At 65.1% G+C, this 23,725-nt stretch carries 22 protein-coding genes; 10 read left to right on the forward strand and 12 right to left on the reverse strand.

The window, feature by feature from the left end; genetic code table 11:
* Window positions 1-46: 46 nt before the first annotated feature.
* Window positions 47-1,621: an MFS transporter gene (locus tag Q9316_RS06240; RefSeq protein ID WP_306035231.1), complete on the forward strand. Its 1,575-nt coding sequence runs from the start codon at window positions 47-49 to the stop codon at window positions 1,619-1,621.
* Window positions 1,622-1,626: 5 nt separating this feature from the next.
* Window positions 1,627-2,661, forward strand: a complete 1,035-nt coding sequence (locus tag Q9316_RS06245) for an HlyD family secretion protein (RefSeq protein ID WP_306034362.1) — start codon at window positions 1,627-1,629, stop codon at window positions 2,659-2,661.
* A gap of 188 nt (window positions 2,662-2,849) precedes the next feature.
* On the opposite strand, the gene Q9316_RS06250 is transcribed toward Q9316_RS06245, so the two are convergent.
* From Q9316_RS06250 to alr, 5 genes are all read right to left on the reverse strand, one after another.
* Window positions 2,850-3,590, reverse strand: coding sequence for an SDR family NAD(P)-dependent oxidoreductase (locus Q9316_RS06250; RefSeq protein WP_306034363.1), 741 nt, complete (start codon window positions 3,588-3,590; stop codon window positions 2,850-2,852).
* Between the two features lie 11 nt (window positions 3,591-3,601).
* Window positions 3,602-5,095 carry an amidophosphoribosyltransferase gene (purF, locus tag Q9316_RS06255; protein ID WP_306034364.1) on the reverse strand — a complete coding sequence of 498 codons (1,494 nt, stop codon included), beginning with the start codon at window positions 5,093-5,095 and terminating at the stop codon, window positions 3,602-3,604.
* Window positions 5,096-5,291: 196 nt separating this feature from the next.
* Window positions 5,292-5,903, reverse strand: a complete 612-nt coding sequence (locus Q9316_RS06260) for a CvpA family protein (protein ID WP_306034365.1) — start codon at window positions 5,901-5,903, stop codon at window positions 5,292-5,294.
* Window positions 5,904-6,043: 140 nt separating this feature from the next.
* Window positions 6,044-7,447: a DNA repair protein RadA gene (radA, locus tag Q9316_RS06265; RefSeq protein WP_306034366.1), complete on the reverse strand. Its 1,404-nt coding sequence runs from the start codon at window positions 7,445-7,447 to the stop codon at window positions 6,044-6,046.
* A gap of 67 nt (window positions 7,448-7,514) precedes the next feature.
* Window positions 7,515-8,681 (reverse strand): alanine racemase, encoded by a 1,167-nt coding sequence (alr, locus tag Q9316_RS06270; protein ID WP_306034367.1) that lies wholly within the window; start codon window positions 8,679-8,681, stop codon window positions 7,515-7,517.
* Between the two features lie 103 nt (window positions 8,682-8,784).
* Here alr and Q9316_RS06275 point away from each other — a divergent pair, with 103 nt between their 5' ends.
* On the forward strand, window positions 8,785-9,387 hold the full coding sequence (locus Q9316_RS06275) for a hypothetical protein (RefSeq protein ID WP_306034368.1): 603 nt from the start codon (window positions 8,785-8,787) through the stop codon (window positions 9,385-9,387).
* A gap of 16 nt (window positions 9,388-9,403) precedes the next feature.
* Here Q9316_RS06275 and Q9316_RS06280 read toward each other — a convergent pair whose 3' ends face one another.
* The 6 genes from Q9316_RS06280 to rpsF all read right to left on the reverse strand — a co-directional run bounded on the left by Q9316_RS06280 (window position 9,404) and on the right by rpsF (window position 15,076).
* Window positions 9,404-10,897 (reverse strand): replicative DNA helicase, encoded by a 1,494-nt coding sequence (locus Q9316_RS06280; protein ID WP_306034369.1) that lies wholly within the window; start codon window positions 10,895-10,897, stop codon window positions 9,404-9,406.
* A gap of 187 nt (window positions 10,898-11,084) precedes the next feature.
* Complete coding sequence (locus tag Q9316_RS06285) at window positions 11,085-12,371, reverse strand: SAM-dependent methyltransferase (RefSeq protein ID WP_306034370.1); 1,287 nt, start codon at window positions 12,369-12,371, stop codon at window positions 11,085-11,087.
* A 192-nt stretch (window positions 12,372-12,563) separates the two neighbouring features.
* Window positions 12,564-13,142, reverse strand: a complete 579-nt coding sequence (gene rplI / locus Q9316_RS06290) for a 50S ribosomal protein L9 (RefSeq protein ID WP_306034371.1) — start codon at window positions 13,140-13,142, stop codon at window positions 12,564-12,566.
* 22 nt (window positions 13,143-13,164) lie between these two features.
* Window positions 13,165-14,139, reverse strand: a complete 975-nt coding sequence (locus Q9316_RS06295; RefSeq protein ID WP_306034372.1) for a DUF2232 domain-containing protein — start codon at window positions 14,137-14,139, stop codon at window positions 13,165-13,167.
* 208 nt (window positions 14,140-14,347) lie between these two features.
* Complete coding sequence (gene rpsR / locus Q9316_RS06300) at window positions 14,348-14,596, reverse strand: 30S ribosomal protein S18 (protein ID WP_069059269.1); 249 nt, start codon at window positions 14,594-14,596, stop codon at window positions 14,348-14,350.
* Between the two features lie 24 nt (window positions 14,597-14,620).
* Window positions 14,621-15,076, reverse strand: coding sequence for a 30S ribosomal protein S6 (gene rpsF, locus Q9316_RS06305; protein WP_184144647.1), 456 nt, complete (start codon window positions 15,074-15,076; stop codon window positions 14,621-14,623).
* A 349-nt stretch (window positions 15,077-15,425) separates the two neighbouring features.
* Between rpsF and Q9316_RS06310 the strand changes: the two genes are divergently transcribed.
* Both Q9316_RS06310 and Q9316_RS06315 read left to right on the forward strand, forming a co-directional pair.
* Complete coding sequence (locus Q9316_RS06310) at window positions 15,426-15,791, forward strand: hypothetical protein (RefSeq protein ID WP_306034373.1); 366 nt, start codon at window positions 15,426-15,428, stop codon at window positions 15,789-15,791.
* 263 nt (window positions 15,792-16,054) lie between these two features.
* Entirely contained in the window at window positions 16,055-17,443 is a 1,389-nt protein-coding gene (locus tag Q9316_RS06315; protein ID WP_306034374.1) for a nucleobase:cation symporter-2 family protein, read from the forward strand.
* Window positions 17,444-17,482: 39 nt separating this feature from the next.
* On the opposite strand, the gene Q9316_RS06320 is transcribed toward Q9316_RS06315, so the two are convergent.
* Complete coding sequence (locus Q9316_RS06320; RefSeq protein ID WP_306034375.1) at window positions 17,483-18,526, reverse strand: aldo/keto reductase; 1,044 nt, start codon at window positions 18,524-18,526, stop codon at window positions 17,483-17,485.
* 195 nt (window positions 18,527-18,721) lie between these two features.
* Here Q9316_RS06320 and fabD point away from each other — a divergent pair, with 195 nt between their 5' ends.
* The 5 genes from fabD to mltG all read left to right on the forward strand — a co-directional run bounded on the left by fabD (window position 18,722) and on the right by mltG (window position 23,601).
* On the forward strand, window positions 18,722-19,666 hold the full coding sequence (gene fabD, locus Q9316_RS06325; protein ID WP_306034376.1) for an ACP S-malonyltransferase: 945 nt from the start codon (window positions 18,722-18,724) through the stop codon (window positions 19,664-19,666).
* 24 nt (window positions 19,667-19,690) lie between these two features.
* Complete coding sequence (gene fabG / locus Q9316_RS06330) at window positions 19,691-20,428, forward strand: 3-oxoacyl-[acyl-carrier-protein] reductase (protein ID WP_306034377.1); 738 nt, start codon at window positions 19,691-19,693, stop codon at window positions 20,426-20,428.
* Between the two features lie 282 nt (window positions 20,429-20,710).
* Complete coding sequence (locus Q9316_RS06335) at window positions 20,711-20,947, forward strand: acyl carrier protein (RefSeq protein WP_003531676.1); 237 nt, start codon at window positions 20,711-20,713, stop codon at window positions 20,945-20,947.
* A gap of 114 nt (window positions 20,948-21,061) precedes the next feature.
* Window positions 21,062-22,324: a beta-ketoacyl-ACP synthase II gene (gene fabF / locus Q9316_RS06340; RefSeq protein ID WP_306034379.1), complete on the forward strand. Its 1,263-nt coding sequence runs from the start codon at window positions 21,062-21,064 to the stop codon at window positions 22,322-22,324.
* Window positions 22,325-22,419: 95 nt separating this feature from the next.
* Complete coding sequence (gene mltG, locus Q9316_RS06345) at window positions 22,420-23,601, forward strand: endolytic transglycosylase MltG (RefSeq protein WP_306034380.1); 1,182 nt, start codon at window positions 22,420-22,422, stop codon at window positions 23,599-23,601.
* Window positions 23,602-23,725: the final 124 nt, after the last annotated feature.

A 23,725-nucleotide genomic window follows, 5' to 3' on the forward strand; every position in this document is an offset into this window, starting at 1 on the left:
GCCGGTGGATGTAAAGCCGGCTGCCCCGCCGCCGGCTCCCCCTCCAATGGCGCCGCATCGCGCCGCCGCCTACATGGCCGCTTCGACCCTGCTCGCCATGACGCAGGGCTTCGGCATGAACCTCGTCGCCGCAAACATTCCGCAGCTTCAGGGCCCGTTCGGCGCGACCAGCGCCGAAGCCGTCTGGCTGATGGCCGCCTACATGGCGCCGAACGCTTCCCTGTCGCTGGCGCTCATCAAGATCCGCAACCAGTATGGCCTGCGCCACTTCGCCGAGCTCGGCATTGCCGTCTTCCTCGTCGTGTCGGTGGCGCACATCTTCATCACGGACCTGCATTCCGCCATCGTGCTGCGCTTCTTCGCGGGCATTGCCGCCGCGCCGCTCTCCTCCCTCGGTTTCCTCTACATGCTGGAGGCCTTCACGCCGGCGCGCAAGCTGACGGTCGGCATCTCGCTGGCGCTGACCAATATCGGCCTTGCCGCGCCGCTGACGCGCCTCGTCTCGCCCGCGCTCATCGAGCTTGGCGGCGTGCGCGCGCTGCTCCACCTCGAAGTGGCGCTTGCCATGCTCGCCTTCGCGGCGATCTACCTCCTGCCGCTGACCCCGATCCCGCGCGCGAAGGTCATCGAGAAGCTCGATATCGTCAGCTATCTCTTCATCGCCATCGGCTTCGGCTCGGGCGCCGTCATCCTCGTCACCGGCCGGACCTACTGGTGGATGGAGGCGCAATGGATCGGCGAATTGCTGGTGGTCATGATCGGCGCGCTGACCGTCGCGGCCGTGCTCGAGCTCAACCGCGAAAAGCCGTTGATCGACCTGCGCTGGCTCGTCAGCCGCGAGGTCCTGCATTTCGCCGCCGTGCTCATTCTTTTCCGCCTTCTGCTCGCCGAGCAGACGGCCGTGGCCGGCAATTTCTTCCAGATCATGGGGTTGCAGAATGACCAGTTGACGGGCCTCTACGGCGCCGTGGCGCTCGCCACGCTGGCGGGCGGCCTGCTCTGCGCGGCGATCCTGAAGCCTTCCCGCGAACCCGGCATTCACATGGTAGCGCTGCTTCTGATCGCCGCCGGCGCCTTTCTCGACAGCCGGGCGACAAACCTCACGCGGCCCGAGCAGATGTATCTCAGCCAGGCGATGATCGCCGCGGGCGGCAGCCTGTTCCTGCCGCCGGCCATCGCCTCCGGTTTCACCATGGCCCTGCGCAAGGGGCCGCAATACATCCTCAGCTTCATCGTGGTGTTCCTGGTGACGCAAAGCCTCGGCGGCCTTGCCGGCTCGGCGCTCTTCGGTTCGTTCATCACGCTGCGCGAGAAGTTCCACTCGAATATCCTCGCCCAGTCCATGACATTGGCCGATCCGCTGGTCGCCGCCCGCGTCTCGCAGCTTTCCGCCGCCTATGGCCGCACGATCACCGATCAGGCCGTGCTGAAGGCCGAGGGCGTCGCGCTGCTCGGCCAGCAGGTGACGCGCGAAGCGAACGTGCTGGCCCATAACGACGCGTTCTTCGTCATCGCGCTGCTGGCGGTTGCTGCTGCCGCAGCCCTTGCCATCCACATGCTTTACATTCGTATCAGAGAGGCCAGCGCCCGCTCCGGCGGGCAGGCGGCCGTTGAAGGTTGACTGCCATGAAGAAATACATCCGCAACACCGCCACGAGCCTTGCCGTCGTGCTCGGCATCGCCGGCATCGGCGCCGTGCTCTACGCGTGGCAGCTCCCGCCCTTTGCCAGCGACGTCCAGACCACCGACAATGCCTATGTGCGCGGTTATGTGACGCTGATCAGCCCGCAGCTTGCCGGCTACGTGACGGACGTCCCGGTCAAGGACTACGAGACCGTGAAGGCCGGCCAGGTGCTCGCCCGCCTCGATGACCGCATCTACCGCCAGAAGGTCGAGCAGGCCAATGCCACGCTCGCCAGCCAGAAGGCGGCGCTCGCCAATTCCGAGCAGCAGGAAAACGCCGCCAAGGCGCGCATCGGCGCCAGCGATGCGGCCCTTTCCAGCGCCAGGGCGGCCCAGCGCCGGGCACAGGAGAACTGGAACCGCGTCCAGGAACTGTCCGACAAGGGCATCGCCACCCAGAGCGACCGCGAGCAGAGCCGCACCACGCTCGATCAGGCGGAAGCCGCCGTCTCGCAGTCGCAGGCCAACCTCGAAGTGTCCAGGCAGGACTTGCAGACGATCATCGTCAGCCGCGATTCGCTGCGCGCGGCGGTGGCGGGCGCGGAGGCGTCGGTGGAGCTCGCCAAGATCGACCTTTCCAACACCGCCATATCGGCGCCGCGTGACGGTATAGTCGGGGAAGTCGGCGTCAAGCTCGGCCAGTATGTCGCCGCCGGCACGCAGCTCATGGCTGTCGTGCCGCACGATACCTGGGTGATCGCCAATTTCAAGGAAACGCAGCTCGCCTATATCAAGCCTGGCCAGAAGGTCGAGGTGACGGTCGATGCCTTCAAGCACGCGACGCTGAAGGGCCATGTCGAGCGCTTCTCCCCCGCCGCCGGCTCCGAATTCAGCGTGATCAGGCCGGACAACGCCACCGGCAACTTCACCAAGGTCGCCCAGCGCATCCCCGTGCGCATCGCCATCGAGGATGGGCAGGATCTCGCCAAGTACCTGGCGCCGGGGCTCTCGGTGGTGGTGACGACGGTGGTGGAGTAGGCGAAGGGGGCGGCTGCCCCTCATCCCGCTGCCGCGACCTTCTCCCCGCAAGCGGGGAGAAGGGGATGCCGATCCGTTTTCCTGCAATCCGCAAGTATGAAAGATGGCAGGCGCGTGCAACATCTTCCTTCGCCCCGCTTGCGGGGAGAGGGTGCCGGCAGGCGGATGAGGGGCTTGGATAACGCTACCTATTCCGGCAGCCTATACTCTATGAGACGCCCCTGGCGCATGTCGAACAACTTGCCCGTCTCGGCGAAATCCGGTGCGACGAGCGGCAGGATGGCCTTGGCCACCTCCGAGGGGTGCTGCACCGTCGACGGGTCCTCGCCCGGCACGGCCTGGGCGCGCATCGCGGTGCGGGTGGCGCCGGGATCGAAGGAGGTGATGCGCAGCGTCGTGCGCTGCGTTTCGCCGGCCCAGGTGCGGGCAAGGGCTTCCACGGCGGCCTTGGAGGCGGAGTAGGGGCCCCAGAAGGGCTTGCACTTGTGTGCGGCGCTCGACGACAGGATGACGGCGCGGCCGGCATCGGACTTCAGCAGCAGCGGTTCGACCGAGCGGATGAGGCGCCACGTCGCCGTGACGTTGATCGTCATGACCTTTTCGAAGACCTTCGCCTCGACATGGCCGATCGGCGAGATGGTGCCGAGCACGCCGGCATTGGCCACGAGGATGTCGAGCTTGCCCCAGCGCTCGAAGATCGAGCCGCCGAGCTTGTCGATCGCCGCCATGTCCGAGAGGTCGAAGGGCACCAGCGTCGCGCTGCCGCCTACCTCCTTGATCGCATCGTCCAGTTCTTCCAGGCCCCCGACCGTGCGGGCGCAGGCGACGACATGCGCGCCGGCCCTTGCGAGTTCCAGGGCGGTGAAATAGCCGATACCGCGCGACGCGCCGGTGACCAGCGCGATGCGGTCTTTCAGGTCGATGCTCATGCTGCTGTCAATTATCCGTTGCTTGCCATTACCGAGATCTTCCGTCCCATCGTCTCGCCTTCCTTGTCAAGGAGGCGCGTCGGATAGTCGCCGGTGAAGTAATGGTCGGTGAACTGCGGACGGGCCGGGTTGCGGTCCTCGCCGCCAACGGCGCGGTAGAGGCCGTCGATGGAGATGAACTCCAGCGAATCCGCCCCGATGTGCTTGGCCATCGCCTTGACGTCGTTGTACTGGTTGGCAAGCAGCTTGTCGCGGTCCGGCGTGTCGATGCCGTAGAAGTCCGGGTAGAAGATCATCGGGCTGGCGACGCGGATATGCACTTCCTTTGCGCCCGCATCGCGGATCATCTGCACGATCTTCAGCGACGTCGTGCCGCGCACGATGGAATCGTCGACGAGGATCACGCGCTTGCCGTCGATCATCGCGCGGTTGGCGGAGTGCTTCAGCTTCACGCCGAAGGCGCGGATCTGCTGAGTCGGCTCGATGAAGGTGCGGCCGACATAGTGGTTGCGGATGATGCCGTACTCGAACGGGATGCCGCTTTCCTGCGCGTAGCCGAGCGCCGCGGGCGTGCCGCCGTCTGGCACCGGCACGACGACGTCGCCCTCGACCGGGTGCTCCTTGGCAAGGTTGATGCCCATATTCTTGCGCGCGACATAGACGCTGCGGCCGCCGACGACGGAATCGGGGCGGGCGAAGTAGACATATTCGAACAGGCACAGGCGCTCCGGCTGCGGATTGCCCGACTTCTTCGCCTCGATGGTGATCGAACCGTCCGGCTGGATCTCGCAGACGATGATCTCGCCGTTCTCCACGTCACGGATGTACTTGGCGCCGATGATGTCGAGCGCGCAGGTCTCGGAAGCGAAGATCGGCTTGCCGTCGAGCTCGCCCATGACCAGCGGGCGGATGCCCGTGGGATCGCGGGCGGCGATCAGCTTGGTGCGGGTGATGCCGAGCATCGAATAGCCGCCTTCCATCTGGCGGATGGCGTCGATGAAGCGGTCGGTCGTGGAGGTGTAGCGCGAGCGGGCGATGAGGTGCAGCACGACTTCCGTGTCGGAGGTCGACTGACAGATCGCGCCGCCGGCGATGAGCTGCCGGCGCAGCGTCAGGCCGTTGGTGAAGTTGCCGTTGTGCGCGACGGCGATGCCGCCGACTTCCAGTTCCGCAAAGAGCGGCTGCACGTTGCGCAGCGCCACTTCCCCGGTGGTGGAATAGCGCGTGTGGCCGATCGCCATATTGCCGGGCAGCTTCGCCAGCGTCGCCGGGTTGGTGTAGTGGTCTCCGACGAGGCCCATGTGCTTTTCGGTATGGAACTGCTTGCCGTCGAAGCAGACGATGCCGGCCGCCTCCTGGCCGCGGTGCTGGAGCGCATGCAGGCCGAGCGCCGTCAGCGTGGCGGCTTCCGGATGGCCGAGGATGCCGAAGACGCCGCACTCTTCGTGAAGCGTGTCGCCGTCGAGATCGTTATCGTGGCGAACGGGGAACTGAAAGTCGCTCATTGCTGCAAGCCTTTGCTCGGGACCGTAAGAGGTTGCATGGGGTACTGCGTTCGGTGTCCTCGGCCACGCCCATATGGGTATCGCCGAAAGCATTTGCCACCGAGGCCCGGGAGCGTCAGTGGCTTGATATCTGATCCTACCAAAAAATCGGGGAGCCTGCCTTGCCAAATCCGGCTGCGGCGGCTCCCCTGATCACTTATCCGTTCGTGGCGGGCGTCTCTTCGGCGGGCGTCTGGTTCGTACCGCCCGTCGCGGCGTCCGGATCTTCCGTCGTGCCGCTTTCGCCTTCGGTCGATTTGCCGCGCAGGCGATCGAGGATCGTCGCATCGGCGTCTTCCGGCAGCAGCGCCACGAGGCGCGAGCCGAGATTGTCGAGCAGAGGCTTGGACTTTGCGGTGGTCACCCAGCCCGGCTGCTGCTGCGGCGCGACGAGCCAGTTGAAGAACAGCATGGCGACGACGACGAGCAGGATGCCGCGCGCCGCGCCGAACAGGAAGCCGAGCGTCCGGTCGAGGGCGCCGACGCGGCTGTCGATGATGAAGTCGGCCATGCGCATGGTGATGAAGGAGATCACGATGAGCGCGACGAGGAACACGGCGGCGGCGGAGCCGACCATCGCGACCGTGTCGCTCGTCGTGTAGTCCTTCGCGTAAGGCAGCAGCACCGGATAGAGGAAATAGGCGGCTGCGGCAGCACCCACCCAGCTTGCGACGGACAGCACTTCACGCGAGAAGCCGCGCACCATCGCCAGCACGGCGGAAAACAGCGCGACGCCGATGACGATACCGTCGAGAATTGTGATGGGCATGTTCGTCCTACTCCAAACCCGAAATGTCCGGCTCCAAGTCCCGGTGCGGAGCGCACATTAACGAAAGGCGTCCTCGCCGTCCCGGTTTGGTACGCCAAGCCCGATGTTTCCCACAGGGCTTTGCATATGCCAAGAAGGCGTCAGACGTCCTCGTCTTCCCGTTTCAGGGCGCTTTTCGATCCGGCAATGCGCGCCACCAGATCCGGCAGGCTTTCGATCTCGCTCCAGCGGCTGCCACTGCCCTTGGGCAGATCGGCGGAACCGGCGGGCAACACGGCCTGCGAAAAACCCAGCTTTTCCGCCTCCTTGAGGCGCTGGGCGGTGTGCGCCACCGGGCGAATGGCGCCCGACAGGCTGACTTCGCCGAAATAGACGCAATCGGCCGGAAGGGCAAGACCGGCAAGCGAGGAAACGAGCGCGGAGGCGACGGCAAGGTCGGCGGCCGGCTCCGAGATGCGATAGCCGCCCGCCACGTTGAGGTAGACGTCGTGCTGGCCGAGCCGCACGCCGCAATGGGCTTCGAGCACGGCGAGGATCATCGACAGCCGCGCCGAATCCCAGCCGACCACCGCGCGGCGCGGCGTGCCGAGCGAGGTGGGCGCGACGAGCGCCTGCACCTCGACCAGCACCGGCCGCGTGCCCTCCATGCCGGCGAAGACGGCGGCGCCGGGCGATTTGGCATTGCGCTCGCCGAGAAAGAGTTCGGATGGGTTGGAGACTTCCCGCAAGCCCTTGTCGGACATTTCGAAGACGCCGATCTCGTCGGTCGGCCCGAAGCGGTTCTTGACGGTGCGCAGGATGCGGTAGTGGTGGCCGCGGTCGCCCTCGAAATAGAGCACGGCATCGACCATGTGCTCGACGACGCGCGGGCCGGCGATCTGGCCTTCCTTGGTGACGTGACCCACCAGCACCATGGCGGCGCCCGTCTGCTTGGCGAAGCGGATCATCGCCTGAACGCCGGTGCGCACCTGCGTCACCGTGCCGGGCGCGGCCTCCGCCGTGTCGCTCCACAGGGTCTGGATCGAATCGATGATGACGAGGTCCGGCCGCTTGCCTTCGCCGACGGTCGCGAGAATGTCCTCGACATTGGTCTCGGCGGCGAGCAGCACGTCGGTCTCGGCGGCCTGCAGGCGCTGCGCGCGCAGGCGCACCTGCGCCACCGCCTCTTCGCCCGAAACGTAGATGATGCGATGGCCCCGGCGGGAGAGGGCGGCGGCGGCCTGCATCAGGAGCGTCGACTTGCCGATGCCGGGATCGCCGCCGATCAGCACGGCCGAGCCGCGCACGAAGCCGCCGCCGGTCGCCCTGTCGAGTTCGCCGATGCCGGTGTGGATGCGCGGCGCTTCCTCGATTTCGCCCGACAGCGCCGTCAGCGCGACCGGACGGCCCTTCTTCGGCACCTTGCCGGGGCCGGAGCCGATGCCGCCCATCGGGTCTTCCTCGACGACGGTGTTCCACTCGCCACAGCCTTCGCATTTCCCGACCCAGCGGGAGTGAGCGGTGCCGCAGTTCTGGCAGACGAATTGGGTGCGGGCTTTCGCCATGAATTCTCGCTTTCGGCGCGCTTCGTGAATCGCTGCCGAAGCCATTAGCACAAAACAGGAACGTGTCCTATTTTTTCACCAGCTCGTAACGCCGTTCGTAGCGATGGCCGAGGCTGGTCAGGATTTCGTAGTCGATCGTGCCGGCGGCGCGGGCGACGTCGCCGATCGGCATGTTGCGGCCGAAGAGCTCGATGAAGTTGCCGGGGCGCACGCTGCCGGGCGGCAGGTCGGTGACGTCGAAATGGCAAAGGTCCATGGTGACGCGGCCGATCAGCGGCACGGTGCGGCCATGCAGCACGCCGCTTGCGCCCGCAATGCCGGCGGCGCGCAGCGGCACGCCGGAGCCGGACAGGCTGCGCATGTAGCCGTCGGCATAGCCGATGGCGGCGACGGCGATGCGCGTGTCGCGGGCAAGGGGTGTTGCGCCGTAGCTGACGCTCTCGCCGGCCTTCGCCTCGCGCACCTGCAGGATACGCGCCTCGGCGGTGACGACCGGCTTCATCGGGTTCGGCACGTTGTTGACGGCGCCGCCGCCATAGAGCGCGATGCCCGGGCGGGTGAGGGTGAAGTGGTAGTCCTCGCCGAGGAAGATGCCGGCGGAATTGGCGAGCGTCGCATCGATGTCGTCGAACGCCGCGACGACGCTGCGGAAGCGCTGGAGCTGCTGGCGGTTGAGGGCGTGGCCCGGCTCGTCGGCACAGGCGAGGTGGCTGAGCAGCATGATCGGCGAGAAGCTCGCCGGCCGGGCGGCGTCGTCGGCAAGCGCCAGCGCATCCTCGACCCTCAGCCCCAGCCGGCTCATGCCGGTATCGACATGCAGCACGCAGGGCAGGTCCCCGCCTTCGGAAACGGCCGTCATGAAGACGACGAGCTGTTCCTCCGAAACGATGACCGGAACGAGGTCGAATTCGAAGAACAGCCGCTCCGAGCCCGCCCACATGCCTGATAGCACATAGATGCGCACATCAGGCAGAACGACGCGCAGGGCCGCGCCTTCCGCCGGGGTGGCGACGAAGAAATCGCGCGCGCCGGCATGATGGAACGTCTTGGCCGCCGGCTCGAGCCCGATGCCGTAGGCGTCTGCCTTGAGCACCGCGGCCGTGCGGGCGGCGCCGGAGCGCCGCGCCATCGCGCGCCAGTTGTCCGCCAGCGCCGAAAGATCGATCGTCAGGCGGGCATGATCCGCCCCGGCGACGGGAAGGGCAGGGCGATTGTGCTGATGATGCGGGCTCATGACTTTGAATACAGCCTGTGGACCATGGCGGCAATATGCTCCCCGGGCGCATTGCCGCCGGGAAGGGGCCTCTCTATGGTGCGGCCCAAAAAAGGGGAAGACCATGTGGCGTGCTGTAGGAACGACCGTCGGGGCGATGGCGATCGCCGTGGCCTGCGAGGTGTCGGCCGTGGCCCACGAGACGCCGACGGATGCCGAGATGCGCCAGGCCCACGCCGTGCTGCTGGGGCTTGCGCAGGACGGCACGGAGCCGGAGCGCGAAAAGACCGCCGACATCTACTATTCCATCGTGGACAATCCAAATGCGCCGCGGCTGGTGACGCGCCTTGAGGTTTCCGGCGCGCCGTGCCGCGCGCGCACCATCTCCGCGCTGCAGTTCCCGGAAAAATGGGCGACGCTGACCCTTGGCCTCGTCGATCTCAGCCGCGTGGCCGCCGTCACCGCCTACACGTCCGTCGACGACCTGATCGCGGAGATCAATCCGGTTTCCATCGACGCGCCCGAGGCCGAGCAGGTCGTCCTCACCGGCAAGGGGCTCTATTGTTCGAGCCGTCTGTCGCTTTCCGGCGAAAGCACGGCCTCGGACGAGGCCTGCTCCGACAGGCTCGACCTGCCGATGATGGATGCGGAGCAAAAAGCGCGTGCCCGGCACGCGCTCGCGATCGTCGCGAATTTCTGCAAGGCCCCGGCATTCCAGAAGAAGTAAGGGCCTGTCCTTCTACTCAGTGTTCGTACTGGGTGAAGGAGGGGTCGGCGAGGTCGGTGAAGCGGGTGTATTCCGACTGGAAGGCGAGCTTGACGGTGCCGGTCGGCCCGTGACGCTGCTTGGCGATGATGACGTCGGCGGTGCCCTTCACCTGCTCGAACTTCATCTTCCATTCCTCGTATTTCGGATCGAACTCGTCGCGTGGCTCCAGGTTCTTCACGTAATATTCCTCGCGGAACACGAAGAGCACCACATCGGCGTCCTGCTCGATGGAGCCTGATTCGCGAAGGTCGGAGAGCTGCGGGCGCTTGTCCTCGCGGCTTTCCACCTGACGGGAGAGCTGGGAGAGCGCGATGATCGGTACGTTCAGCTCCTTGCCGAGCGCCTTCAGACCCGTCGTGATCTGGGTGATTTCCTGCACGCGGTTGTCGCTCGACTTGCCCGAGCCGGTCATGAGCTGGATATAGTCCACCACCAGGCAATCGAGGCCGCGCTGGCGCTTGAGGCGGCGCGCGCGGGCGGAAAGCTGGGCGATCGAGATACCGCCGGTCTGGTCGATATAGAGCGGCACCTTCTGCATCATCTGAGAGCAGGCGACGAGCTTTTCGAAGTCGGCCTCGGAAATGTCGCCGCGGCGGATCTTCGAGGAGGAGACTTCCGTCTGCTCGGAAATAATACGGGTGGCGAGCTGTTCGGAGGACATTTCGAGCGAGTAGAAGCCGACGACGCCGCCGTTTCTTGCCTTGAACGAGCCGTCCGCCTGCACTTCCGGCTCGTAGGAGGCGGCGATGTTATAGGCGATGTTGGTGGCAAGCGAGGTCTTGCCCATGCCGGGGCGTCCGGCGAGCACGATCAAGTCCGAGCGCTGGAGGCCGCCCATGCGGCCGTCCAGCGAATGGATGCCGGTGGAGATGCCCGAAAGGCTGCCGTCGCGCTCGAAGGCCTGGCCGGCCATGTCGATCGCCAGCGCGACCGCATCGTTGAACGACTGGAAGCCGCCGTCGTAGCGGCCGGTCTCGGCCAGCTCGAAGAGGCGTCGCTCGGCATCCTCGATCTGGGTCTGCGGCGGCATGTCGAGCGGGGCGTCATAGGCGATGTTGACCATGTCCTCGCCGATGTTGATCAGCGAGCGGCGGAGCGCGAGGTCATAGATCGCGCGGCCGTAGTCTTCCGCGTTGATGATCGTCACGGCGCCACCCACAAGGGCGGCAAGGTACTGCGAGACCGTCTGCTCGCCGACCCGCACGTCCGTCGGCAGGTGCGTCTTGAGCGTGATCGTGGTGGCGATCTTGCCCATGCGAATCATGTCGCCAGCGATCTCGTAGATCTTGCGGTGCAGCGGCTCGTGGAAATGGATCGGCTTCAGGAAGTCCGAAACGCGGTAATAGGCGTCGTTGTTGAGGATGATGGCGCCGAGCAACGCCTGTTCGGCCTCGATGTTGTTCGGTGCCTCGCGGTGGTGCAGCTCCGCATTGTCGCGACCAGGCAGCTTGCGCACGGCATCGTTCATCGTCCCGAATCTCCCGTCCCTGTTTCCTGAAGCCCGGTGGTTTGGTTTCTTTGGGCCCGAGGGTCAAGCGCTTCCGCCCTGGTCCATCCTTTAGACCCAGTCTTAGACTTTTCCACAGGCACCAAGGACACAGCAAGCCCGGATTGTGCCGGGCCTGCTGGCTTTCGGTTGACTCTCTCCCCGAATCTCAGAGCGAGGCCTCCTTCGGATACTGGCGCGCGCCGCGCCGGCTGCCCTTGGCGTCGCCCTCGTGCGTGCGCAGGCAATCCTCGCCGCGCCCGATATAGTCGCGGGTGAGCGGCATTGCCTGCTGGTCGTGCGAAAGCTGGAGCTGGAAGACGACGAGATTCTGCCAGCGGAAGGCGCTTTCCGATGCGGCGAGATAGAACTCCCAGATTCGGCAGAATTTTTCGTCATAGAGCGCCTTGGCCTCCTCGCGCCGCGCCATGAAGCGTTCGCGCCAGTGACGCAGTGTCTCGGCATAGTGCAGGCGCAGGATCTCCACGTCCGTCACCGCAAGCCCACTCTTCTCCACCGCCTGCATCACCTCGGAAAGGGCGGGGATGTAGCCGCCGGGGAAGATGTACTTTTCGATGAACGGATTGTTGGCGGAGGGCTGGTCGGTGCGCCCGATCGTGTGCAGCAGCATGACGCCGTCGCGCTTCAAGAGCGACGCGCTCTTCTTGAAGAAGGTGAGGTAGTTCGGCCGGCCGACATGTTCGAACATGCCGACGGAGACGATGCGGTCGAACGGTCCCTCGGTGTTGCGGTAGTCCTGCAGGAGGAATTTCACCTCGTCCGTCAACCCGGCCTCGCCCGCCCGCTTGACGGAAAGCGCGTGCTGCTCGTCGGAAAGCGTGACGCCCGTCACCTTCGCGCCGAGCTGGCGGGCAAGGTAGAGCGCCATGCCGCCCCAGCCGCTGCCGATGTCGAGCACGCTCTGGCCCGGCCGGTTGATGTTGAGCTTGGCCGCGATATGGCGCTTCTTGGCAAGCTGCGCATCGTCGAGCGATTGGTCCGGCCGCTCGAAATAGGCACAGGAATATTGCCGGTCCTTGTCGAGGAAGAGGTCGTAGAGCGCGCCTGTCAGGTCGTAATGGTGCTGCACATTGCGGCGCGAGCGCACGACGCTGTTCTTTTCGCGCGCCCAGCGGAAGAGATAGCGCAGTCGCTCCAGCAGGTGGTTCCAGCCGGTGTCGTAATACTTGAAATCGGGATTGCCGGTGAAGACGGCCTTGAGGAGACCATAGATGTCGCCCTCGACGATGTCGATATCCCCCGTGCCGTAGTGATGGCCGAGATAGTAGGCGGGGTCGATCGCGAGGCCCCACAGCGCCTTCTTCGTCTTGATGCGCATATGGACGGGATTGCCGGTGCCGTCGCCGAAGGACTGGCTGCTGCCGTCAGGGTAGGTGACCTTCAGGTTTCCGGTTTCGACGAGGCGGGAAACGAGCGCCTGTACAATGAATTTCATTCGCTAAACTCCGTCGCGCTGAAAATCTGGCGGAACGGGGCTGGGTGTGGTCGGAAACCGGCCTGGGAAGCGGCCCGACCGCCAATCCAGTCTAACGAAGTATAAATATTGATGCGAAATTCGGGATTTCAAGCCGTGCTTTTTGGCCCCCCGAACGAAAACGGGCCGGCAGAGCCGGCCCGTCGTCTGATATCAGGCTTCGTCTTCGTCGACGCCGTCAGCTTCCGGGTCGAAGAAGTCGGCAGCCGTCAGGGCGTCTTCGTCGACGCCGTAGATGGCGTCGGCCGAGGTCAGGCTTTCGCCCTTCGACTGGCGCTCGGCTTCTTCGGCGGAGCGGGCAACGTTGACTTCGATCGAGATCTCGACTTCGGCATGCAGGTGCAGCGCGACCTTGTGCAGGCCGATCGCCTTGATCGGCGTGTTGAGCTCTACCTGGTTGCGGCCGACGTTGAAGCCTTCGGCAGCCAGCACTTCGATGATGTCGCGGGCAGCGACCGAGCCGTAGAGCTGGCCGGTTTCGCCGGCGGAGCGGACGATGACGAAGGTCTTGCCGTCGAGCTTTTCGGCAACGGTCTGGGCTTCCGACTTGCGCTCGAGGTTACGGGCTTCGAGCGTCGAGCGCTCGGCTTCGAAACGCTTCTTGTTGGCCTCGTTGGCGCGCAGCGCCTTGCCGAGCGGCAGCAGGTAGTTACGGGCAAAGCCGTCGCGAACCTTTACGGTTTCGCCCATCTGGCCGAGCTTGGCGATGCGTTCGAGGAGAATGACGTCCATTTCAGAGTTCCTTTCGTTGAGTTCAGGTATTCGTGGTTTTCTTCTCTGCCGGGCCGGAGGGCGTCAGCGCGATGGTGCGCCGCGTGTCCATCAGGCCCAGGATGAGGATGACGAAGATCGGTATGGTGAAGAGCAGTACCGAGATGTAGGCGAGCCACAGGGCGAAGGGCCGCCAGGGCTTGCCCCGCGTCCTGAAATGCAGGCTCGCGAAGCCGGCAAGCACGAAGCCGGCCCCGAAGGTGCCGCAGACGAGCGCGCCGATGATCGCCGGCATGCCGCCCAGGAAGGTGAGCACCAGGCCGCCGAGGAAGAAGAAGATCGCGTTGCGGTGCATGCGCAGCGTGGACGGCATATCCTCGCGCGGGCGAAGCCCCTTGCCGGAAAGGCGAACGATGAAGGTGGCGATGTAATAGGCCGCAAACAGCAGGAAGACCCAGAGGGCGCCCTGAACCAGCGGCAGGGCCAGCGAGAAGATGGACTTCATCTGCGCCACGGCGCTCGCATCGGGATTGTAGAGCGGTTCCTGCGCCTTCAGCGTCTCGATGACGATGTCGACCAGCTTGCTGGCCATTTCGCTGTCATAGCCGACGATCGCGCCGACGGCGATCATGCCCAGCGTCACCATGACGGCGAGATGGGCGAGAATGTTGGAGAGCGGATACCAGGCAAGAGCGTCGTCCGGGCCGCCGAGCTCGGAGGCAGGGCGGGCGAGGTTGGCGAGATTGCTCAGCCAGCCGGCGGGGATCAGCGTGATGAGGACGATCAGCGCGGCGAAATGCGAGGACACCAGCGCCGAGGCGGTCACGCCGCCGGCGACGACCGCGATGAAGGCGCTTGCGTTGCCCCAGCCGAGGCCGGCGATCAGGATGGGAAGGGCGGACGCGGCGTAAAGCACGATCGCCAGCGACGACTGCGCGTTCGCGCTCAGCGACAGCAGAGCGGCGGTCACACCGGCAACAAGGCCGGTCGCAATCGAGGTTGGCGTCAAGGTCTTCACGTTCGCTGTCCTGTCCGGTCAGACAGTTAGAGGAGTTTCCTGACAGTTCGCTTCAGGACGGCTCCCCAACATGGGTTTTTGGCCCGAAAGGGCCGGCGGTTCCGATCCGCGCCCATCGCGGAAGGGAGAAAGGGAAGGCGGCAGAACCGTCTTCCCTCGAGTCAGATGCTGCAGCCCGACGTCGAGTCAGGCCGCAGGGAAAGCGTCCTTACGCTACGACGTAGGGCAGCAGGCCGAGGAAGCGAGCGCGCTTGATCGCCTTGGCGAGTTCGCGCTGCTTCTTCTGGGAAACGGCGGTGATGCGGGACGGAACGATCTTGCCGCGCTCGGAGATGTAACGCGACAGAAGACGGACGTCCTTGTAGTCGATCTTCGGAGCGTTGGCGCCCGAGAAGGGGCAGGTCTTGCGGCGGCGGTGGAACGGACGGCGTGCCGGAGCGGAGGAAGTATCAGCCATTGTCTTAGTCTCCTTCTGCTTCGATTACGCGCGGTCTTCGCGGGCCGGACGGTCGCCACGCGGCGGGCGGTCGCCGAAGTCGCGGCGCGGGCCACGATCGCCGAAGTCGCGGCGCGGGCCGCGGTCGTCGCCGTCACGACGCGGACGGTCGTCGCGGTCGCGCTTCTGCATCATAGCGGACGGGCCCTCTTCGTGGGCCTCGACGGCGATGGTCATGTAACGAAGGACGTCTTCGTTGATGCGCATCTGGCGTTCCATCTCGTGGATGGCGGCGGCCGGAGCGTCGATGTCCATCAGCGCGTAATGCGCCTTGCGGTTCTTCTTGATGCGGTAGGTCAGGGACTTGAGGCCCCAGTTTTCGACCCGGCCGACCTTGCCGCCGTGTGCTTCGATCACGCCCTTGTACTGTTCGACGAGAGCGTCGACCTGCTGGGCGGACACGTCCTGGCGGGCCAGGAATACATGTTCGTAGAGAGCCATGTGGCTTTGCCTTTCTTGCGTTAAACTACACCCGAAACCGGCGCCAAGCCTCAACGACAGTTCTCAGGGGCCGAGGCCCGAAGCAAGAAAAGCGTTAATCCAGACGGTCGAGAGCGGAGACACGGGAGGCCGGAGCCCTTGGCCCCAAACGGCAGATCTTGCGATTTGCCGGCCCTCCGTTCAGCCACCAGCCGGTGACCCGGGTGTTTTGAACAGCGCGCTTATACGGATTTTCAGGCCGAATGCAAGCCTTGAAGGCAAATGCGCGCTGCACCGTTCTGAAACGGGCGGGAACCAAATTGTGAACGATGCGTTGTTCAGTCCGATCCAACCAGATGGAGTGACCGACATGCAAGACCCGAACCTTGTCAATCGTCCGCCGGAAGATCGCGCGACGCGCCCGGTGGATGACCGCGGCCCGACCGTCGTCAATGCAAGCAATGGCAGCGGCACCGGCGGATGGGCCGTCGCCGTGATCCTCGCCGTCCTCGTGGCGGTAGGCATCTTCTATTTCGTCGGCAGCGGAACGCCGGGTGACGGAGTCGATCCCAACGCCAACACGTCGGCGATCGGCACGCAGGACAGCGCGCCGGCCGGCGGCACGGCCACCGATGGCCAGACGGGCGGCACGACCGGCGGCACCCAGCCGCTGGAAAGCCAGCCGAGCGGCGGCCAGCCGGCCGAAGGCGGCGGCGCGACCACGACCACGCCGTAACGTCACCCGCATGGGGCACTGGAGAAACCCGCCGGAAACGGCGGGTTTCTTCGTATTACCCCTTGGAACGCATGAAACTCTTTCAGGATTCGCAGGAGATTTCTTTCCGGCGATTTCGGCTAGCTTCCCGTGCCCGAAGTGGAGGCTTCGGAAAACCCATCACGCCGGGAGGAGAAGCCATTGGCGAACCATAGCGACCGCGCACAGGCGCCGCACTGCACAGACGTGTGCACCAGAATTCAAATCCGGGTGGAGGGCCGCGCATGAACGCCTATACCCATCCGGAAGTACCGTCACAGCCGGCAGACGAACTGGTCTTCGCGCTGGAGGACAAGCCGGCACCGCCGATCGCGCTTCTGGCCGCCATCCAGCACCTTCTCGCGATCATCGTTCCGATCGTCACGCCCGGTCTCCTGATCTGTCAGGCTCTCGGTGTCTCGGCGCGCGACACCAACATGATCGTCTCCATGTCGCTGGTTATTTCGGGCATCGCCACCTTCGTTCAGTGCCGCCGGTTCGGCCCACTCGGCGCGGGCCTGCTGATCGTCCAGGGCACCAGCTTCAACTTCGTCGGCCCGCTGATTGCCGGCGGCGTGCTCATGGTGAAGCAGGGCACGCCCGTGGAGGCCGTCATGGCCGCCATCTTCGGCGTGGTGATCGCCGGCTCCTTCATCGAGATGGGGCTCTCGCGCATCCTGCCCTTCGTCAAGAAGTTCATCACGCCGCTGGTCACCGGCATCGTCGTGCTGATGATCGGCCTCACCCTCATCAAAGTCGGCCTCATCAGCATGGGCGGCGGCTTCGGCGCGATGCAGTCGGGCACCTTCGCCAATGGCGAGAACCTGCTGCTGTCAGGCACCGTGCTGGCGCTGATCATCGGCCTCAACCGCGTCCCGGTCGTATGGGTGCGCAGCGCCGCGATCATCATCGCGCTTGCCGTCGGCTATGCGCTTGCGGCCGTGCTCGGCCGCCTCGATTTTACCGGCGTGCACCAGGCCGCCTGGTTCCAGGTGCCGACGCCGCTGCATTTCGGGCTGGATTTCTCCTGGACGCTGTTCGCCCCGATGGTCGTGATCTACCTCGTGACCTCGCTGGAGGCCATCGGCGACATCACCGCGACCAGCAAGATCTCCCGCCAGCCTGTCGAAGGCCCGGTCTGGATGGAGCGGGTGAAGGGCGGCGTGCTGGTCAACGGCGCGAACTCGTTCCTCGCCGGCATCTTCAACACGTTCCCGAGCTCCGTCTTCGCGCAGAACAACGGCATCATCCAGCTCACCGGCGTCGCCAGCCGCCATGTCGGCGTCTATATCGCCGGCGTGCTCGTGCTGCTCGGCCTCTTCCCGACGACCGCCGGCGTCATCCAGGCGGTGCCGGAGCCGGTGCTGGGCGGGGCCGTGATCGTGATGTTCGGCGCCGTCGCCGCATCAGGCATCAATATCCTCGCCGGCCTTCAGCTCGACCGGCGGGCGCTGCTGATCATCTCGATCTCGCTGGCGCTCGGCCTCGGCGTGTCGCAGGTGCCGGAATTCGTCTCGCACATGCCCAGTTTCGTGAAAAACGTGCTGGAATCGGGCGTGGCGACCGGTGGTCTCTGCGCGGTCTTCCTGAACTGGCTGCTGCCGGAAACGCAGGAGCCAAAGCCCGTCCACTGACGAATGCTCCGGGCGGCCCTTGAGGCCGCCCGGCACATTTTACATCGGCGCCGGATAGAGCCGGTGGATGCGGCGGATGCCGTTCATCACCTCCGCCGAAAGCGTCAGGTCCGCGGCGGCGATATCCGTCTTCAACTGTTCCATCGACGTCGCGCCGATGATGACGGACGCCATGAAGGGCCGAGTCAGGCAGAAGGCGAGCGCCATCTGGGCCGGGTCGATCCCGTTCTCCTTCGCCAGCTCCACATAAGCCCGCACGGCGGGTTCCTGATGCGGCTGGTAGCGGCCGCCGAGATCGCCGTTCTTCGTCAGGCGCGAGCCCTCCGGCCGCGCGCCGTCGAGATATTTTCCGGTCAGGAGGCCGGCGGCGAGCGGCGAATAGGCGAGAAGCCCCACCTCTTCGTGATGCGACAGTTCCGCAAGGTCGAGATCGTAGGCCCTGTAAAGCAGGTTGTACTCGTTCTGGATCGAGGCGACGCGCGGCAGGCCTTTTTCCTCGGCATGCTTCAGCATCTGCATCGTGCCCCAGGCCGTCTCATTGGAGAGGCCGAGCGCGCGCACCTTGCCGGCCTTCACGAGGTCTCCGACGGTTTCGACTGCTTCCAGCAGCTCGGCGGCGACCTTTTCGCGGTCCTGCTTCGACGGGTCGTAGCTCCAGGCATTGCGGAAATGGTAGTGTCCGCGGTTCGGCCAGTGCAACTGGTAGAGGTCGATGTAATCGGTCTTGAGGCGTGCGAGACTGTCGTCGATGGCCTGCAGTATGCCGGCGCGGCTCATCGGGGCGCCGCCGCGTATATAAGGACGGCCGGGGCCGGCGACCTTGGAGGCGAGCACGACCTTGTCGCGGTTGCCGCGCGCCTTCATCCAGGTGCCGATGAAGCGCTCGGTGTCGCCATAGGTTTCGGGAGAGAGCGGCGTGGTCGGGTAGAGTTCGGCCGTATCGACGAAGTTCACGCCCTGGGAGAAGGCGTAGTCGAGCTGTTCGTGCGCTTCCTGCTCGCTGTTCTGCGAGCCCCAGGTCATGGTGCCGAGGCAGATTTCCGACACGCTGATGCCGGTCCTGCCGAGCGGATTGTATTTCATGGGAGAGAAAATCCTGTCTTTGGAAAACGGCGCGAATGTAGGCAGGTCCCTGCGAAGTGCAAGACGGCAAACCGCAAATCCCTGTGCGAAGGCCTTGGAAAGCATGGGTCCGGCAAGGGCGAGGGCGGCCGCGAGCCTTGACTTGCGGGACGGGAATGTGAATGGAAAAGGAAACATGAGACGGGAGAAACCCCTATGAGCGTAGCATTCACCTTTCCCGGCCAGGGCAGCCAGGCCGTCGGCATGGGCAAGGATCTCGCCGAAGCGTTCCCGGAAGCGCGCGCCGTTTTCGCGGAAGTCGACGAGGCCCTCGGCCAGAAGCTTTCCACCATCATGTTCGAGGGGCCCGAGGAGACGCTGACGCTGACGGCCAATGCCCAGCCGGCGCTGATGGCCGTCTCCATCGCCGTCATGCGGGTGCTCGAAGCGCGCGGCCTGTCGCTGAAGGATCAGGTCTCCTATGTCGCCGGCCATTCGCTCGGCGAATATTCGGCGCTCTGTGCCGCCGGTACCTTCACGCTGGCCGATACCGCCCGGCTCCTGCGCATCCGCGGCAATGCCATGCAGTCGGCCGTTCCGGTCGGCGAGGGCGCCATGGCCGCGATCATCGGCCTGGAACAGGCGGATGTGGAGGCTATCTGCGCGGAAGCCTCCGCCGGCGGCTCCTGCCAGATCGCCAATGACAATGGCGGCGGCCAGCTCGTTATCTCCGGCTCCAAGCCGGCCGTCGAGGTCGCGGCAAGGCTCGCGACGGAGAAGGGCGCCAAGCGTGCGCTGATGCTCACCGTCTCCGCGCCCTTCCATTCGGCCCTGATGGCGCCGGCCGCCGACGCCATGCGCGAGGCGCTGGCCGCCGTCGAGGCGAAGGCCCCGGTCGTACCTGTTATCGCCAATGTGCGCGCCGCCCCGGTCAGCGATCCGCAGGAGATCGTCCGTCTGCTCGTCGAGCAGGTCACCGGCCAGGTGCGCTGGCGCGAGACGGTGGAATGGTTCGGCAGGAACGACGTCACGACGCTCTATGAGGTCGGCTCCGGCAAGGTGCTGACCGGCCTTGCGCGCCGCATCGACAAGTCCGTCACCGGCATCGCCATCAACACCCCCGCCGATATCGACAGCGCGCTCGCAGCGCTCATCGGCTGATCTCTTTTTCAAAGGAACGGAACCATGCTTGATCTTTCCGGCCGCAAGGCTCTCGTTACCGGCGCATCCGGCGGCATCGGCGAGGAGATCGCCCGCATCCTGCACGCTCAGGGCGCCATCGTCGGCCTGCACGGCACGCGCGTCGAGAAGCTCGAGACGCTTGCCAACGAACTCGGCGAACGCGTCCATATCTTCCCGGCCAACCTTTCCGACCGAGCCGAAGTCAAGGCGCTGGGCGAGAAGGCGGAAGCCGATCTCGGCGGCGTCGATATCCTCGTCAACAATGCCGGCATCACCAAGGACGGCCTGTTCGTTCGCATGAGCGATGACGACTGGGACGCCGTTCTCGAAGTGAACCTCACCGCCGTCTTCCGCCTGACGCGCGAACTGACCCATCCAATGATGCGCCGCCGCTACGGCCGCATCATCAACATCACCTCGGTCGTCGGCGTCACCGGCAATCCGGGCCAGGCGAACTACTGCGCCGCCAAGGCCGGCATGATCGGCTTCACCAAGTCGTTGGCGCAGGAGATCGCCACCCGCAACGTGACTGTCAACTGCGTGGCGCCCGGCTTCATCGAAAGCGCCATGACCGGCAAGCTGAACGACAAGCAGAAGGAAGCGATCATGGGCGCCATTCCCATGAAGCGCATGGGCACCGGCGCGGAAGTTGCATCGGCCGTCGCCTACCTCGCTTCGTCGGAAGCATCCTACATGACGGGCCAGACGCTGCATGTGAACGGCGGCATGGCGATGATCTGACGAGGGGCGGAGCATTCGGCAAAGCAGCATGAATAGCATGTTGACCGCTGGCGCACCGGCCATTTTCGGACTTTGCGGCAGGCATAAACCGTGTTAATCGGGCCATGACTGTCAGCAGTCGAGCGGTAAATGCCTGAGCGATCAGGCGATACGGAACCGTATCGTCTATGCCGCATTGCCGGTTGAAGGGATTGCCGGATGTGTTCTTGAGGCACATCGGGCGTGTTGAGTGTCCGGTGCCGTGACAGGCGCCGATCAAAAACAAAGGTCGAGGAATCCGACATGAGCGATATCGCAGAACGCGTAAAGAAAATTGTCATTGATCATCTGGGCGTCGATGCCGAAAAGGTCAGCGAAGGCGCAAGCTTCATCGATGATCTTGGCGCGGACTCGCTCGACACCGTCGAACTGGTCATGGCGTTCGAAGAAGAATTCGGCGTCGAGATCCCGGACGATGCAGCTGACTCGATCCTGACGGTCGGCGACGCCGTCAAGTTCATCGAGAAGGCCCAGGCCTGATTTGATTTGACTGCCGGCGGGCCGCCATCAGGCGGCCCGTCCCGGTCTCCTCCGGGAGGCCGCACCTCTTCATGAGGCAACGGATACAAGAATACGAAGGGTGGATCGCGGACGATGAGGCGTGTCGTTATCACGGGTACCGGCATGGTATCACCGCTTGGCTGTGGCACCGAAGTGACCTGGAGCCGGCTTCTGGAAGGCCGTAGCGGCGCTGCCAGGGTAACCACCTTCGAGGTCGATGACCTTCCCGCGAAGATCGCCTGTTCCATTCCGCTCGGCGACGGTTCCGATGGCACCTACAATCCCGACCAGTGGATGGAACCCAAGGAACAGCGCAAGGTCGATCCCTTCATCGCCTATGCCGTGGCCGCCGCCGACATGGCGCTTGCCGATGCCGGCTGGCATCCGAAATCCGACGACGACCAGATCGCGACCGGCGTGCTCATCGGCTCCGGCATCGGCGGTCTCGAAGGCATCGTCGAAGCCGGCTACACGCTGCGCGACAAGGGGCCGCGCCGCATTTCGCCCTTCTTCATTCCCGGCCGCCTGATCAACCTCGCCTCCGGCCAGGTTTCGATCAAGCACAAGCTGCGCGGCCCCAATCATTCCGTCGTCACGGCCTGCTCGACCGGCGCCCACGCGATCGGCGACGCGAGCCGGCTGATCGCGCTCGGCGATGCCGACGTCATGGTGGCGGGCGGCGCGGAATCGCCGATCTGCCGCATCTCGCTGGCCGGCTTTGCCGCCTGCAAGGCGCTGTCGACCGCCCGCAACGACGACCCCACCGCCGCATCCCGCCCCTATGACCGCGACCGCGACGGCTTCGTCATGGGCGAGGGCGCCGGCATCGTGGTTCTGGAAGAGCTGGAGCACGCCAAGGCGCGCGGCGCGAAGATCTACGCCGAGGTGATCGGCTACGGCCTCTCCGGCGATGCCTTCCACATCACCGCGCCTTCCGAGGACGGCGACGGCGCGTTCCGCTGCATGACCATGGCGCTGAAGCGCGCCGGCATTCCGGCGAGCGAGCTCGACTACATCAACGCGCACGGCACCTCCACCATGGCCGACACGATCGAGCTCGGCGCGGTCGAGCGCCTTGTCGGCGACGCGGCGTCCCGCATCTCCATGTCGTCCACCAAGTCGGCCATCGGCCACCTTCTGGGCGCGGCCGGCGCCGTCGAGGCGATCTTCACGGCGCTGGCGATCCGTGACAATATCGCGCCGCCGACGCTGAACCTCGACAACCCCGACGTCGAGACGGCGATCGACTTGGTGCCGCACAAGGCCCGCAAGCGCGAGATCAACGTGGCGCTGTCGAATTCGTTCGGCTTCGGCGGAACGAATGCGTCGCTGGTCCTGAAGCGCTACGACGCCTGATCCGGGCGCACGCCCCGGCGCGCCGCACACCCTGCTTTTGCCGTATTGCTCTGTTGGAAAGCGACGAGCAATGCGAGAACCCATGAGGACAGTCCGTGAGCGACACGAACGAACCCGGCGAGACACAGTTTGGCCGTGGCGAGGCATCCGGCCAGCCGCGCATCATTCCCAAGTCCGCCAAGGAGGCCCTCAGGCCTGAACAGGTGCCGGAACCGCCGAGCCGTCGCCGCTCGCGCAAGGCACGCAGCCAGATCGTCATCTTCCTGAATTTCGTCATGACCGTGGTGGTCTTCGCCACGCTCATCGGCGTCGGCATCTTCTACTACGGCGTGAAGAGCTACGAGGAGCAGGGGCCGCTGAAGGCCAACACGAACTTCATCGTTCGCGCCGGTGCCGGCACCAACGAGATCGCGGCCAATCTCGAGCGCAACAACATCATCACCGACGGCCGCGTCTTCCGCGTGCTCTCGCGCGTCTATCTCGACGGCGAGACGCTGAAGGCCGGCGAATACGAGATCAAGTCCGGCGCCTCGATGCGGGAGATCGTCGAGCTCCTGAAATCCGGCAAGTCCATCCTCTACAGCGTTTCCGTACCGGAAGGCCTGACGGTCAAGCAGGTGTTCAAGCGCCTTGCCGACGATCCCGTGCTTGAAGGCGACCTGCCGCAGGACCTGCCGGTCGAAGGCTCGTTGATGCCCGATACCTACAAGTTCTCGCGCGGCACCAAGCGCGCCGATATCCTGCACCAGATGCTCGACGCGCAGAAATCGCTGATCGACCAGATCTGGGAGCGGCGCGACGACGACCTGCCGATCGCCACCCGCGAGGAATTCGTGACGCTCGCCTCGATCGTCGAGAAGGAGACGGGCCGGGCGGACGAGCGTTCGCGCGTCGCCTCGGTCTTCCTGAACCGGCTCGACAAGGGCATGCGCCTGCAATCCGACCCGACCATCATCTACGGCATCTTCGGCGGCGACGGCAAACCGGCCGACCGGCCGATCTTCCAGTCGGACCTCGAAAAGCAGACGCCGTTCAACACCTATATCATCAAGGGTCTGCCGCCGACGCCGATCGCCAATCCGGGCCGTGCGGCGCTGGAAGCCGTCGCCAATCCGTCGCGCACGTCCGACCTCTACTTCGTTGCCGACGGCACGGGCGGCCACGTCTTTGCCGAGACGCTGGACGAGCACAACCAGAACGTCCGCCGCTGGCGCAAGCTGGAAGCCGAGAAGGCCGCCGAGGCCGCCAAGGAAACGGAAGCCACTAGTTCCCAGTAAGATGGGCGCGGCTCTCTTGAACGGCCCCGGCGCTTGCGTCCGGGGCCGTTTTGTCTGCGCATGTCACCTTTGATGTGGATCGCTACGCCTTCCGCGTGCTTGGCCGTTTCCAACCCCGTGAAAC

The organism is Shinella zoogloeoides (genome assembly GCF_030733845.1).
Lineage (GTDB): Bacteria > Pseudomonadota > Alphaproteobacteria > Rhizobiales > Rhizobiaceae > Shinella > Shinella zoogloeoides_C.